Below are 13,313 nucleotides of genomic sequence, written 5' to 3'. Positions count from 1 at the left end.
GCGCTGGAAGGGTCAGGGCCGGCCGGAGCGGATCCTGGACAGCCAGCCCGCGGCCTCGGCGAAGTCGTCGTCGGCCGTGCCCCGCTTGATCTGCGGCGCCGTGCCGTCGGCGCGCGGGTAGCTCCCGAGGAAGCGGACGTCGGCGCAGATGCGGCGCAGGCCGGAGACCGCCTCGCCGACCCGGGCCTCGGCCACGTGGCCTTCGAAGTCGAAGTGGAAGAAGTAGCGGCCGATGCCGTCGCCGGTGGGCCGCGACTCGATGCGGGTCAGGTTGACGCCGCGCACCGAGAACTCGGTGAGCATCTCCAGCAGCGCGCCCGGGTGGTCGTCGGTGAGGAAGGCGACCAGCGAGGTGCAGTCGGAGCCGGTGGGCTCGGGCAGCAGGCCCGGCCGGGAGAGGCGGATGAACCGGGTCACGGTGTCGGACCGGTCACCGACCCCGGACGCCAGCTCCACCAGGCCGTAGCGCTCGCCGGCGATGCGCGCGGCGATGGCCGCGTCGTACGGCGAGCCCGGGTCGGCCACCTCCTGGGCGGCGGCCGCGGTCGACGGGGCCGGGACCACCACGGCGTCCGGCATCTCGCGGGCGACGAAACCACGGCACTGGGTGATGGCGGCCGGATGGGTGTAGACCCGCTTGACGTCGGAGAGCGGCATCTCCGTCCGCGTCAGCAGGGAGAACTGCACCGGCAGCAGCAGCTCGGCGGTGATGAGCAGCGGCTCGCCCCAGGCGAGCTCGTCGAGGGTCGAGCTGATGCCGCCCTCCAGGGAGTTCTCCAGCGGCACGACGGCACCGTCGGCCTCACCCCGCCTGGCGGCGTCCAGCGCCGCGCTGACGTTGGCGCTCGGCAGGCCCTCGGCGTCCGGCGCCAGGATGCGCAGGGCCTCCTCGGTGAAGGTGGCCTCAGGACCCAGGTAGGCGAGTTTCGGCATGATGTCAGGCTATCCGGTGCCGGTCCGGAAACGGTGGTGAATCGCACGTGCCGGGACCGCCCCGCCGTCGGCCCCCGGTGCGGAGCCCCACCATCGGCCCCCGGTGCGGAGCCCCACCGTCGGCCCCCGGTGCGGAGCCCCACGTCCCGCCTCGTCCACGCCCCGGCGTTCACCCCCGGCCTCCACCGGGCCCCCCGGGGCCGCGGGGACGGCCGGCATGCCGGGAGGCGTCAGGCGGGCGGTGTCAGGTGAGCGGCCGGAACGTCTCGCGGCGTCTCGGCAGCCACGAGGCGAGCAACCAGACTAGGGCCAGCGCGCCCAGCCCGAACCCGTTCTGGACGATCTTCCCCAGCACCGGGCTGAGCACCGGGATCTCGGCGGCCTTGATCGCCACTCCCCACCAGGGGACGGGCACCACGTAGTACAGCCAGACGCCCGCGGCGACCCGGACCCGCAGCGGGTCGCGCCCGTCCCCGGCCAGCGCGCCGAGGACCACGACCACCCAGGCCAGGTGGTGGATCCACGCCACCGGCGACAGCAGCACCGCCATCAGGCCGGTCAGCGCGACCCCGGTCATCGTGTGCCCGTCGAGGAACGCCCGGCGGGCGTGGCGGAAGCCGTACCAGCCGACCGCGGCGACCAGGACCAGCCAGAGCAGGGAGGTCGGCGCGTCGGGCAGGTAGAGCCGGATCAGCATGCCGCGCATCGACTGGTTGGTGGTCGCCGCGTTGGCGCCGAGCCGTTCGGGGTCGAGCAGCGCGTGGAACCAGAAGCCGGTGGCGTCGGACGGGATCACCAGGAACGGCAGCAGGGTCAGCAGCGCCGCGGTGAAGGCCGCCATGAGGAAGGCCCGGCGCTGCTCCGGCCGCCCGCCCGGGCCGAACCCGGTGATGAGCAGGTAGATCAGGAAGACGCCGGGGGTGAGCTTGACGGCGGTGGCCAGGCCGATCAGCAGGCCGCGCGGCCAGACCGGGCGGCGGGCCGCGCAGTCGGCCAGGCAGAGCGCGACCAGCAGGATGTCCACCTGGCCGAAGCGGACCTGGTCCCTGATCGGCATCAGGTAGGTGCACGCGACCATCAGGACGGTGAACACCGCCGGGAGCCACAGGCCGCCCCACCTGCCCTCCGCCGGCACGGCCGTACGGCCCGGCGCGACCCCGCCCGGCACACCACGGCCGGACGCGGCGCCGTCCGGCCCACCGCCGCCGCCCGGCCCACCGCCGCCGCCCGGCACGCCGGGATCCGGCGCGGCGGGACCCGATGCCGCGCGGCCCGTCGCGAAACGGCCCAGCGCGGCGCGGAAGGCGTACGCGACGGTGACGGCGAGCGTGGCGAAGATCCCGGCCGTCCACACCCACTGCGCGACCGGCCAGGACATCATGGCCAGCGGTACGGCCAGCATCGCCGCGACCGGCGGGTAGGTGAACGGCAGGAGCTGCGGCGCGGGCGTCACGAAGTCGTAGACCGGCCGGCCTTCGAGGAGTGCCTGGCCGCCGGTACGGTACACATCCAGGTCGACCAGTCGCTGGTCGTCGACGTTGCCCAGCCAGTAGAGGACCAGCGGGGCCGCCGCCGCCGCGACGAGCAGCAGCGCGAGCGGCCACACCCACGGTGGCCGCCTGACGGTGGTCGTCGCGGTCGCCTCGCCAGTCATCACGAGCAGGCAGGTTACCGTGGGGCTGGTAAACCGGTGGCCCGGGTCCCGCCCCGCGGATCTCCGCCGTGACGGGGACGCCCGGCCGTCCGGCCGGTCGCGGCGGGCGGAATGATCCACGAAGCAGGACCTGACGGTTCACGGACACGGGGGAGTCTCATGGGTGCGGTGCACGGCGGTCACAGGCCCGTCCCCGCCGCGGGCCCGTTCCCGGCCCCGCCGGGCGCCGCGGGGCCGCTCCACGCCGCGCGTGTCCCGGGACGGCCGGCACGCGCCGCGCGGACGGCCGCACGGGCCGTCTCCGCCGCACGGGCCGCCGCGTGGATGCCGTGGGCCGCGCTGGTCGCCGTGTTCACGCTGGTTCTCCTCGTCCCCGGTACGGCCGCCCACGCCGCCGTACCGGCCACCGCTCGGGCCACCGCCTCCGTGCCGGCCACCGCTCGGACCGCCGCCTCCGTGCCGGCCACCGCCTCCGTACCGGCCTCCGTGCCGGCCACCGCTCGGGCCGCCTCCTCAGCCGCTCCGGCGAACCCGGGGCAGGTCGTGGTGATCGGAGTGCCCGGCCTCGAATGGAAGGACCTCGACCGGGCTCGGACGCCGAACCTGTGGGGGCTCGTGGAGCGGGGCGGGTCCGCGTCGATGTCCACCCGGGCGGTGCCCCCGCCGGGACGGAGTCTCATCTGCCCGGTCGCGGGCTGGCTGACCGTCTCGGCGGGACAGCGGGCGGGCGCGCCCGGGGACGGCTGTGCGCCGCCCGCCGCGCCGCGACCCGGACCGGACGGCGGGGCGAGCGTGCCGGACTGGTCCCGGCTCACCGCCCACAACGCCGCCGAGGTCTCCTACCGCCCGGTGCTCGGGCAGCTCGGGCAGCTCGTGGCGGACGCCGGGGGGAAGGTGGCGGCGGCCGGGCCGGGAGCCGCGCTCGCCGCTGCCGACAAGTCCGGAAATATCGGTAAATACGCTCCTAGCATCGGCGGACTCGGCGACCTGGCACCGTACCGGCTGGTGGTGGCGGAGGTCCCCGACCTCGCCGAGGCGTGGCTGCGGGGGCAGCCGGACGGCGACGGCCCGCCCGCCGCGCTGACCGACCGGGCCCGCCGGGAGGCGGTGGCCGCCGCCGACCGCGGGGTGGGCGCGGTCCTCGGCCGGGTCCCGCCGGGCGCCACCGTCCTGCTCGGCGGCCTGTCCGACGCCTCACCGACCGCCCACCTGCACGTGGCCGTCGCCCGGGGAGCGTCCCCCGGCGGCGCGCCGTACCCGCGCGGCCTGCTCACCGCCCCCTCCACCCGGCAGGACGGCCTGGTCACCAACACCGACCTGACCGCCACCGTGATCGCCCTGCTCGGCCTGGAGGCGCCGAACACGGTCGTGGGGCACGCCTGGCGGAGCGCCGGGCCGGGCGGCGGGAGCACGGCCGCCACGGTGGACCGGCTGGCCGACGACGACCTCGCCAGCGAGGTGCTGCGCGAGGTGCGGGGGCCGTTCTTCACCGGCCTGGTGACCGTGCAGATCCTGTTCTACGTGCTGGCCGCCGTGGCGTTCCGGCGCGGCTGGGGCGGCTCGCGGGCGCTGACGGCCGTCCGGGGCGTCGCGACGGTCAGCGGCGCGATCCCCGTCGGCATCTTCCTGGCCCAGCTCGTGCCGTGGTGGAGCCTGCCCGCGCCGATGGCCGCGCTGGTCCTGACCATCGTGGCCGTCGCCTGCGTGGTCGCGGCGCTCGCCCTGGCCGGGCCGTGGCGGACGCACGTCCTCGGCCCGCTGACCGTGGTCGCCGCGATCACCTCGCTGGCCCTGCTGGCCGACGTGATGACCGGCTCCCGGCTCCAGGTGAACGCTGTCGGCGGCTACGAGCCCGTCACCGGTGGGCGCTTCTACGGCTTCGGCAACATCGCCTTCGCGGTCTACTCGGCCGGCACCATCCTGGCGCTCGCCGGGATCGCCCAGTGGCTGTTGCCCCGCGGGCGCCGCGCGCTCACCCTGGCCGTCTGCGTCCTGTACGGCGGGCTCGCGGTGTTCGCCGACGGCTGGCCGGGGTGGGGCGCCGACTTCGGCGGCGTCCCGGCGTTCCTGGCCGGGGTGGCCGTCCTCGTGGTCCTGCTGTCGGGCCGCCGTCTGTCGGTGGCCAAGGCCGTCCTGATCGGCGCGGCGGGCGTCCTGGCGATCACGGTGATCGCGGTGGCCGACTGGCTGCGGCCCGCCGAACAGCGCACCCACCTCGGCGCGTTCGTCCAGCAGGTGCTGGACGGCGAGGCATGGGCCGTGGTCACCCGGAAGTTCGGCGCGATGCTCGGGATCACCGTCGGCAACTGGCCGCTGACCCTGCTATCGCTGGTCGCGCTGGCCTTCCTGTTCCTGGTGCTGGACCGCCCCTCCCGGTGGGGCGCCTCCGCGCTGGGCCGGGCCTACGCGCTGGCGCCCGCGCTGCGCGCCGGGCTGATCGGCGCGCTGGTCTGCGCGCTGGCCGGGTTCCTGCTGAACGACTCCGGCATCGCCATCCCGGCGATGGCGCTCACGGTCGCGGTGCCGCTGACGCTGACCGCCTGCGTGCGCGCGCTCCGGCTCTCGCCGCCCACCACGCCAGGGCGAGCGTCAGAGCCAGCAGGGACCACGGCACCACCCGTTCCCTGAGCAGGGTCTTCAGCCACAACAGGTCGGCCGGGCGCATCGCCTCCCTGGCCGGGAGGTAGCCCAGCGACAGGACGGCCGTCCTGGCCAGCACGAAGGTCTCCAGCGCGGGCCAGGACGCCCCGGCCGCCATCGCCAGCAGCGCGAAGGCCAGCCCGTCATACCACGGCAGCGCGTACGGCGCGGCGAACAGCCAGGCGGCCACCAGCGCCGCGGAGACCGCCGGGGCGGTGGCCCGGGGCGTGGCCCGCAGGACCAGCCACGCCAGGCAGGCCAGCAATAGCATCGAGCCGAGCTGGATCCAGGAGGAGTACGCGCCGGGCCCGAAGGCCGCCTGCAGACCGGTCTTGGCGAGCTGCCACGGGGTGGCGAGGGAGACCTTCTTGCTGGCCGCGCCGACCTGGTCGAGCACGTGCGGCCCGGCCAGGCCGTAGGTCAGCAGCACGGTGGCCGTGGCGGCGCCGGCCACGACGGCGAGCCGGCGCGGCGAGCGGCGCAGCTCCCACGCCGGGCCGAGCGCGACCAGCCCGGCGTTGAGCTTCACCCCGATGCCCAGCCCGAGCAGCACGCCGCTCCCGGCCCGCCGCCACCCGCCGCCCGGTACGGCCGGGCCCCCCGGTCCGGCCACGCCGGCCGGGACGGCGCCGGCCCGCGCCGCGTTCCCGGCCGCGTGTGCCACGAGCGCGGCGACCATGCAGGCCACGGCGAGGGTGTCGACGTGCATCCCGGCGGCCAGGTGGTAGAGCATCAGCGGGTTGGCCGCCCACAGCAGCGCCGCCCGGCGGGACAGCCCGGCGTCGGCCCGGGTGAAGCGGTGCAGCAGCAGCGCGGTCCCGACGAACGCGGCCGCGTTGAACACCGCCATCGCGAAGACCGTCAGCCTGACCGAGTCGTCGCCGATCAGGCTCGCCAGCGCGTGCACGGCCGTCGCCACCGGCCCGTACACGCTCGTCACGCCGGCCCACTCCTCCACCGCGCCGGTGACCGGGTCGGCGGGCAGCTCGGCGGGGGTGACGGCGTAGGGGTCGAGGCCGAGGGCGGCCAGGCGGCCGTAGGCGGCGTAGTTGAGGTGGTCGGCCGAGCCGGACGGGGGGAGGAAGGCCAGCAGCCCGGCCACCGCGCAGCCGGCCACGAGCAGCGGGCGGGCGGCGGGCCCGCTCCGGGCCCGCAGCGCACCGGCCAGCCCGAGGCCGCCCAGCACGATCGCGGCCGCGGCCATGGCGATCACGAGGTGGCCGTCGGGGCGCACGCCCAGGGAGTAGGGGGGCTGCCAGGCGGGGCCGGGCAGCACCGGGACCATCGCGGACGGCCCGAGCAGCCCGATCAGGACCGTCAGGGCAGCCGACAGCCCCACGGCCGCGTAGGCGGCCGCGTCGAATTCCCGGAACGCGCCACGCGCGGGGGCTCGCCTGCCGTCGACAACCGCCGGATCCCGAGTCACCCGCAAATTCCAGCACATCCGGCACGGTGCCCCGGGCGGCGGCCGGTCCGGAGCGCCGGACGGGCATGCGCGGGCTCCCGGCGGCGGTTCGCCGGGACGGCGGCCGGCGGCCGGCGGCCGGTGACGGACGGCTAGCGGCGGACCAGCAGGGCGCGGGCGACGTCGCGGAACTGCCGGGCCCGGTGGACCTGGGCCCTCCAGTCGGTGCCGGTGGCCCGGTGGGCCATCTCCACCTCGACCTCCCGCACGCGGAACCCCTTGCGCAGCAGGTCGATCGTCAGCGCGGTCTCCACGCCGAAGCCGTGCGCCAGGGGGCGGGCCGCCTCGAAGGCCGCCCTGGTCAGGCAGCGCTGGCCGTTGAGCGGCTGGGCCGGGGTCCAGCCGGTCGCCCGCTCGATGCCCTCGCGTGCGAGCCGTACCACGAACCCGTGGCCGCCCAGCTTCACCCTGGTGGTGAACACGGCGATGGTCATGTCGGCCTCGCCCGCCGCGACGGGCTCGATCAGCGGCGCGGCGGTGCGCGCCGTCTCGCCGAGGTCGGCGTCGAGGAACAGGAGGTTCCTGGGATTCTCGTCGTCGAACAGGCGCACCGCCTCGGCGCCGCTCTCCATGGCGGCGGCCTTGCCGCGGTTGCGGCTGTGCCGTACGACGCGTGCCCCTGCGGCCTTGGCCACCCTGCCGGTCTGGTCGGTCGAGCCGTCGTCCACCACCACGACGAGATCGACGCCCGGGAGCGCCGTGGCGGCGGCCACGGTGGCGCCGATCCTGTCCGCCTCGTCCTTGGCGGGGATGATCACTGCTGTGCCGGTCATCGTCGCGCCGGTCACCCCTGCGGCTCGGCCGACAGCGACTCGTCCGGCACCGCGTCGTGCACGGTGAACACCGAGTCGAGCCCGGTGACCTGGAGGATCTTGCGTACGGCGGGCCGCGGCGCGGCCAGCTCCATGGTCCCCCCGCGCTCGCGCAGCCGCTTGAGCGCGGCGAGCAGCACGTTCATCCCCGTGGAGTCGCAGAACTCCACCTTGGAGAGGTCGAGGACCACGTAGGTGGTCGGACTCTCCTGGAGCAGCCGAGCGAACTCGGACTGCAGGCCCGGCGCGGTGTACAGGTCGATTTCGCCGGTGATAGTCATGACCGTGTGCCCGGCATGAGATCGAGTTGAGACTTTTAGCTCCACAGCGGCACACTAGCGGCGCGAAGGCCCAGGGTCACGTTCTCTCGCCCAGGACGAGTCGTCGGCCTTTTGTCCCCCGTTTCGACCTCACGGAAACCCTGAGTGCGCGAGACTTGACACTGCGCAATACCGGCTCGGCCGGGAAGGGAGTGACCCGGAACTCTCCCGCCCGTCCACTGCGCCACGGCAGCGACGACCGCTGAGCAGAAACGGGCTCGACCAGATGAACACCGACTTTCCTGAGGACCCCCAGCGACAGCGGCTCCGGGACCACCTGGAGTCCATGATCACCCGAACCGAGAAGGCCACCTCGTGGCACGACGCGGCCGGGTCTCTCCGCAACATGATGAGCCACGAGGGATACGTCCCGATCAGGACCCGCCTGACCGGTGACGACCTCGACTTCCTGGAGGGCGCGCGCGAGGAGCTGCTCGGCTTCGCCACGCTCGGGGTCCGGCTCCTCGACCTCCACCGGCCGCGCGACGCGGGCGGCATCACCAGCGACGCGGCCCACCCGATCCTGCGGTGCCGCAGCTGCATGTGGCGCTGGCCGTGCCCGACCTTCCGCGCCATGATCGAGTCCTTCGACACACCGCGGGCGCCGTCCTCCTACCGGCACGTCGAACCCGACGAACCCGACGATCCTGGCGGTTCCGGCGATTCCGGCGGTTCCGGCGACGGAGGGGAGACCCGGGTGATCCTCGTCTCCCCCCGGAGCGGCCCCCGCGACACGTGAGGCCGCCGGCCGCGGACGGGCCCCGGGCCCGGGACGGCGTTCGGACGCTCAGGCCGGCAGCGGCAGGCGGATCTCGAAGCGGCAGCCGGCCCCGGCGTTGACCACGCCGATGGTCCCCTCGTGCGCCTCGACGATGCCCTGCGCGATCGCCAGACCGAGCCCGGCCCCGGTGCCGTCCGCGCCCGGGGTCCGGGCCGCCTCGCCGCGGAAGGCCACGTCGAACACGCGGGGCAGGTCCTCCTCCGGGATGCCGCCGCAGCAGTCGGCGACCGACAGGCAGGCGACCTCGCCCTCCACCGCCGCGCGCACCAGCACGGTGCCGTCGGCGGGGGTGTGCCTGATCGCGTTGACCACGAGGTTGCGCAGCGCCCGTGACAGCTCCTCCGCGTCCGCCACGACCGGGACGACCTCGCCCGCCTCGCCGGCCAGCCGTACGCTCTTGGCCCTGGCCAGCGGCTCGGCGCCGGCCAGGGCGTCGGCGACCAGGTCGCCGAGGCCGACCGGGGAGCGCGACAGCCGCAGCGCGCCCGCGTGGATCCGCGACAGCTCGAACAGGTCGCCGACCATGTCCGACAGCCGGTCCACCTCCAGGCGGATCCGCCGGTGGTAGCGCGCCACGGTCTCCGGATCGCCGGCCACGCCGTCCTCCAGCGCCTCGGCCATGGCCCGCATGCCCGCCAGCGGGGTGCGCAGGTCGTGGCTGACCCAGGCGACGAGCTCGCGGCGCGCGCTCTCCAGCGCGCGTTCGCGCTCGTGGCCGAGGCGGATGCGCTCGTAGGCCTGCTCCAGGGTCCTGGCGATGGTGTCGAGTTCGGCGGGCAGTCCGCGGGGCGGCGCGAACTCCCCCGACGGCGGTACGGCGCGCACGGCCGCGACAAGCCTGCGGCTGGCCGCCACGACCCGGCGGGCCAGCACCGCCGCGACCCCCAGCCCGACGAGCCCGCCGACCGCGACCACGCTGAGCACGATGTCCCGGGGCGTGCCCTCGATGATCATCTCAAGGGTGATGGCGACCACCCCGCCGACCGTCGCCACGACGGTCACCACGGCGACCACCGCGAGCATCACGCCGATCGACCGTTCGCGCAGCAGCCGCATCGCGCCCAGCCCGGCCAGCGCCACCAGCAGGCCGAGGCCCGCCGTGACCGCGACGATGACCAGGATCTCGGGGATCACGGGATCATGGCTCCGGGGTGGGCTCGAAGCGGTAGCCGACGCCCCAGACGGTGACGATGCGGCGGGGCGCGGCCGGGTCCGGCTCGATCTTCTCGCGGAGGCGGCGGACGTGCACGGTCACCGTGGAGGAGTCGCCGAAGGACCAGCCCCAGACCTGGTCGAGCAGGGCCGCGCGGCTGAACGCCTGGCGGGGGTTGCGCATGAGGTGGGCCAGCAGGTCGAACTCGCGGGCGGTCAGCGTCACCTCCGCGGCGCCGAGCCGTACCTCGTGGGCGTCGACGTCGACGACCAGGTCGCCGTCCCGGAGCACGCCGGTCCCGGCCGCCGCCGCGGCGCCGCGTCCCCGCCGCAGCACGGACCGCACTCGCAAGGCCAGCTCCCGGGGACTGAACGGCTTGGTGACATAGTCGTCGGCGCCGATCTCCAGGCCGGTCACCCGGTCGATCTCCTCGCCCAGCGCGGTCAGCATGATCACGGGGATCGGGCGGCGTTCCTGGAGCTTCCGGCAGACGGCGAGGCCGTCCATCTTCGGCAGCATCAGGTCGAGCACCATCAGGTCCGGCGGGTCGGACAGCGCCCGGCGGAGCGCCTCGGCGCCGTCGGAGACGCACTCCACCCGGTGGCCGTCGCGTTCGAGATAGCGGACCACGACCTCGGCCACCGTGGGGTCGTCGTCGACCACCAGAATCCGCGCGCCCATGACGTCCACGGTAGGCCCGTGCGGACCGTCCGCCGCGTCCGCGTCACCGGTCCGTAAGGATCGGGGAGAGCGGATCGTTATCCTCTCCGTCCCCGCGGGGCCCGCGTCCCGCGTACCGTGGATCACATGACTCGTACGGTGATGGCGGTCCTGGGCGTCCTGCTGGCGCTTTACGTCGTGTTCGGGCTCCTGCTGCCGGCGCTGTTCGGGCTGCTGAAGTTCGTGCTCGTGCTGGCGGTGGTGGCGTTCGCGGTGGTGGCCGTGGTCACGGTCGTGAGCCGGCTCTCGAAGTGACCGGCCCGGCCGTGCCCGCGTGAGCCGTACGGCGGACCCGGCGGACCTACCCGCACTCCCGCAGCGCGGGCTCGGGGAGGGACACCTGGCCGTCGCCCTGGTCGGCGACGGTGGTGAGCAGGGCCCAGACCGTGGTGATCTCCCCCTCGTGCCTGACGCCCCAGTTCTCGGCGACGTACTCGACGATGCCGAGGCCGCGGCCGCCGAGGGAGGAGAGGGTGGGCCGTCCGGCACGGGGCTCGGTGGCGGCGCCTCCGTCACTCACCGCAACCTCGACGCACCCCCCGGCCCACCGCCAGGCGACCATGACCTGGCCGGACGGCAGCGGGTGCGCGTGCCGGAGCGCGTTGCTCAGCAGTTCGCTCACCACGAGGACCGCGTCGTCGATGGCGGTCTCGTAGACACCCCATTCCTGCAGGTCGGAGCAGAGACGTTGGCGTGCGACAGCGACGCTGGACGGTGCATACGGCAACAGAACGACGCTCGACGCACTCACCTCCCCGTTTCCCCGTTCCCCCTCAGGAACACACCTGGTACGACCGAAATGCCCCGTTAGATGGTCTTAGAAACCGCGCCTCGATTACGGCTTGTGCACATTCGACGATAGTTCAGCGCATCCGTTACCGGGCCATGACCGCACCGGTGTGTCGGTCAGGTATAGGCGCTCGGCGTGTCGGCAATGGGCAGGGAGAGCCGCATCCGGGTGCCCCCTCCCGGGCCCTCGTGCGCCGTCACCTCGCCGCCCTGGGCGCGGGCCAGGCTGCGCACGATGTACAGGCCGAGGCCGACTCCGCCGAACCTGCGGCGGTCACCGCCGTCCACCTGGACGAACCGCTCGAACACCCGCTCGCGGCTGGCGGGCGCGATGCCCACGCCCTCGTCGTCCACGACCACCACCACCCGGTCACCTTCCCGCCAAGCCGCGACCCTGATGAGACCGCCGTCCGGTGAATATTTGAACGCGTTCTCCAGGAGCTGCCCCAGCACGATATCGGTCGCCAGCGCGTCACCGGAGACCGGGGGCAGGTCAGAGGCCACATCGACCTCGACACGGTGCAGATCCGACAGCACCGGGAGGCCCAGCGTGGCGGCGCGGATCAGCGCTCCCATGTCGAGCGCCTCGATCCGGAGCGTGAGCTCGCCGGTGCCGGCCCGGGAGCCCAGCAGCAGGTGGTCCATGAGCTGGCCGAGGGAACGCGCCCGCTCGGCGATGGTGTGCACGGCCGCGCGGCGCTCGGCGTCGGTCATGCTGTCCCAGCGGGCGTCGAGGGTGCCCGCGAACCCCCGCACCACCGTGATCGGGGTGCGCAGCTCGTGGCTGGTGGTGGCCAGGAAGAGGTCCTTGGCCTCCTCCAGCTCCTTGGCGCGGGTGATGTCGCGGAAGTCGACCACCGTCTCCCCGGTCTCCACGATCTCCGCGCAGAGCACCTCCAGCCAGGCTCCCGAGGCAAGCTGCAGGGTGAGCTTGTCACCCGGCTCCGGCAGCGGGAACGGCGGCGGCCCGCCGATCACGTCGGCCGCCGTGCGTCCGGTCAGCCCGGCCGCCGCCGGGTTCCACTGGGTGACGCGGCCCTCCCCGTCGAGGACGGCGATGCCGTCGGCGCTGGCGTCGAACACGGCCCGCTCGTGGGCCCGCTGCCACACCGCCTCCTGGTAGGCCAGGGCGTTGCCGGCGGCGATCCCGGCGTGCCCGGCCAGCAGCTCCAGCAGCTCCAGCTCCAGGTGGCTCGCCTTGCGCTTGGCGAACAACGCGTACAGCGCGCCGTACGGCCGGCCGCCCACCGCCGCCAGGCCGAGCGCGATGGTGTGCAGGCCGGGCAGCCGCGACCAGATCAGCTCGTCCAGCGCGGCCTGCTCGCCGGTCTCCAGCATCACGGTCCGGCCGGTGCGCAGGAGCTTGCCGACGAGGCTGGAACGCAGGTCGGCGGTGGAGCCGCGCATGGACTCCGGCAGCCGGTGGGTGGCCACCAGCCGGAGCCGGTCGCCCTCGATGAGCACGAAGCCGCCCGCGTCGGCGCCGGTCAGCTCGGTGAGGCTGGCCGCGATCCGGTCGAGCACGGCGGGCAGCTCCCGCTCGGCGTTGATGTCGGCGACCACGTCGGTGAGCCTGCGGACGAGCTGCGCCCGCCGGGCGGCCCCGTCGTGGGCGCTCTCGTCGTCGCGCGCCAGGTGGTAGACGCTGACGTAGCCGAGCAGGGCGCCGGCCGAGGACCGCAGCGCACTGGTGTCGACCCGCACGTCCAGGAGGGTGCCGTCGCGGCGGAACCGCCTGGTCCGCAGCGACACCTGGCCGCCGGTGCGGACCCGCTCCAGGACCGCGTTGTGCTCGGCGGTCAGCTCCTCGGGGACCATCGGGGCGCGGCGGCCGAGCAGCTCGGCCGCCGTCCAGCCGAACAGCCGCTCGGCGGCGGCGTTCCAGCTGAGGACCGTCTGGTCGCGGTCGAGGGCGACGATCGCGTTGGGCGCGCTGGCGACGACCGCGCGGCCGATGCCGTCGTCACACCCCCTGCTGTCACCCACATACCAATAGTGCCGCGTCAACCGGCCTGATCTTGGCACTTTCGTCCGCATGTGCTGACA

12 protein-coding genes are annotated in these 13,313 nt (G+C 74.6%); 3 read left to right on the top strand and 9 right to left on the bottom strand.

The window, feature by feature from the left end:
• Window positions 1-12: 12 nt before the first annotated feature.
• Together pheA and IEZ10_RS31585 are read right to left on the bottom strand one after the other, a co-directional pair.
• Complete coding sequence (gene pheA, locus IEZ10_RS31590; protein ID WP_189250168.1) at window positions 13-933, bottom strand: prephenate dehydratase; 921 nt, start codon at window positions 931-933, stop codon at window positions 13-15.
• Between the two features lie 244 nt (window positions 934-1,177).
• Entirely contained in the window at window positions 1,178-2,587 is a 1,410-nt protein-coding gene (locus tag IEZ10_RS31585) for a glycosyltransferase 87 family protein (RefSeq protein ID WP_308426326.1), read from the bottom strand.
• A gap of 348 nt (window positions 2,588-2,935) precedes the next feature.
• On the opposite strand from IEZ10_RS31585, the gene IEZ10_RS31580 reads away from it, so the two are divergent.
• Window positions 2,936-5,215 (top strand): hypothetical protein, encoded by a 2,280-nt coding sequence (locus tag IEZ10_RS31580; RefSeq protein ID WP_189250166.1) that lies wholly within the window; start codon window positions 2,936-2,938, stop codon window positions 5,213-5,215.
• On the opposite strand, the gene IEZ10_RS31575 is transcribed toward IEZ10_RS31580, so the two are convergent.
• The 3 genes from IEZ10_RS31575 to IEZ10_RS31565 all read right to left on the bottom strand — a co-directional run bounded on the left by IEZ10_RS31575 (window position 5,097) and on the right by IEZ10_RS31565 (window position 7,830).
• Complete coding sequence (locus IEZ10_RS31575; protein WP_229811845.1) at window positions 5,097-6,653, bottom strand: MptA/MptB family glycosyltransferase; 1,557 nt, start codon at window positions 6,651-6,653, stop codon at window positions 5,097-5,099. The two genes, IEZ10_RS31580 and IEZ10_RS31575, sit on opposite strands and share 119 nt — an antisense overlap.
• Before the next feature lie 131 nt (window positions 6,654-6,784).
• Window positions 6,785-7,465 carry a glycosyltransferase gene (locus tag IEZ10_RS31570; RefSeq protein ID WP_189250164.1) on the bottom strand — a complete coding sequence of 227 codons (681 nt, stop codon included), beginning with the start codon at window positions 7,463-7,465 and terminating at the stop codon, window positions 6,785-6,787.
• Between the two features lie 11 nt (window positions 7,466-7,476).
• Complete coding sequence (locus IEZ10_RS31565) at window positions 7,477-7,830, bottom strand: STAS domain-containing protein (RefSeq protein WP_189250163.1); 354 nt, start codon at window positions 7,828-7,830, stop codon at window positions 7,477-7,479.
• Window positions 7,831-8,050: 220 nt separating this feature from the next.
• Between IEZ10_RS31565 and IEZ10_RS31560 the strand changes: the two genes are divergently transcribed.
• The gene (locus IEZ10_RS31560) at window positions 8,051-8,563 is read left to right on the top strand and encodes a hypothetical protein (RefSeq protein WP_229811844.1); all 513 of its coding nucleotides are present in this window, start codon (window positions 8,051-8,053) and stop codon (window positions 8,561-8,563) included.
• Between the two features lie 48 nt (window positions 8,564-8,611).
• Here the strand turns inward: IEZ10_RS31560 and IEZ10_RS31555 are convergent, their stop codons facing one another.
• Window positions 8,612-9,739, bottom strand: a complete 1,128-nt coding sequence (locus tag IEZ10_RS31555; RefSeq protein ID WP_189250162.1) for a sensor histidine kinase — start codon at window positions 9,737-9,739, stop codon at window positions 8,612-8,614.
• A gap of 4 nt (window positions 9,740-9,743) precedes the next feature.
• Complete coding sequence (locus IEZ10_RS31550; RefSeq protein ID WP_189250161.1) at window positions 9,744-10,439, bottom strand: response regulator transcription factor; 696 nt, start codon at window positions 10,437-10,439, stop codon at window positions 9,744-9,746.
• A gap of 126 nt (window positions 10,440-10,565) precedes the next feature.
• On the opposite strand from IEZ10_RS31550, the gene IEZ10_RS31545 reads away from it, so the two are divergent.
• A complete protein-coding gene (locus IEZ10_RS31545; protein ID WP_179817694.1) occupies window positions 10,566-10,733 on the top strand; it encodes a hypothetical protein in 168 nt (55 codons plus the stop codon).
• A gap of 46 nt (window positions 10,734-10,779) precedes the next feature.
• Here IEZ10_RS31545 and IEZ10_RS31540 read toward each other — a convergent pair whose 3' ends face one another.
• Window positions 10,780-11,205 carry an ATP-binding protein gene (locus IEZ10_RS31540; protein ID WP_308426325.1) on the bottom strand — a complete coding sequence of 142 codons (426 nt, stop codon included), beginning with the start codon at window positions 11,203-11,205 and terminating at the stop codon, window positions 10,780-10,782.
• 179 nt (window positions 11,206-11,384) lie between these two features.
• Window positions 11,385-13,304: a sensor histidine kinase gene (locus IEZ10_RS31535; protein WP_189250160.1), complete on the bottom strand. Its 1,920-nt coding sequence runs from the start codon at window positions 13,302-13,304 to the stop codon at window positions 11,385-11,387.
• Window positions 13,305-13,313: the final 9 nt, after the last annotated feature.

The organism is Streptosporangium pseudovulgare (genome assembly GCF_014648055.1).
GTDB classification, from domain to species: Bacteria; Actinomycetota; Actinomycetes; order Streptosporangiales; family Streptosporangiaceae; genus Streptosporangium; species Streptosporangium pseudovulgare.
This window is presented reverse-complemented; position numbering and strand designations above follow the sequence as displayed.

Excerpts from the sequence above, each read along its gene's own strand:
- pheA (WP_189250168.1), bottom strand. The coding sequence starts at position 933 with ATGCCGAAACTCGCCTACCTGGGTCCTGAGGCCACCTTCACCGAGGAG.
- IEZ10_RS31585 (WP_308426326.1), bottom strand. The coding sequence starts at position 2,587 with ATGACTGGCGAGGCGACCGCGACGACCACCGTCAGGCGGCCACCGTGG.
- IEZ10_RS31570 (WP_189250164.1), bottom strand. The coding sequence starts at position 7,465 with ATGACCGGCACAGCAGTGATCATCCCCGCCAAGGACGAGGCGGACAGG.
- IEZ10_RS31560 (WP_229811844.1), top strand. The coding sequence starts at position 8,051 with ATGAACACCGACTTTCCTGAGGACCCCCAGCGACAGCGGCTCCGGGAC.
- IEZ10_RS31550 (WP_189250161.1), bottom strand. The coding sequence starts at position 10,439 with ATGGGCGCGCGGATTCTGGTGGTCGACGACGACCCCACGGTGGCCGAG.
- IEZ10_RS31545 (WP_179817694.1), top strand. The coding sequence starts at position 10,566 with ATGACTCGTACGGTGATGGCGGTCCTGGGCGTCCTGCTGGCGCTTTAC.
- IEZ10_RS31535 (WP_189250160.1), bottom strand. The coding sequence starts at position 13,304 with ATGCGGACGAAAGTGCCAAGATCAGGCCGGTTGACGCGGCACTATTGG.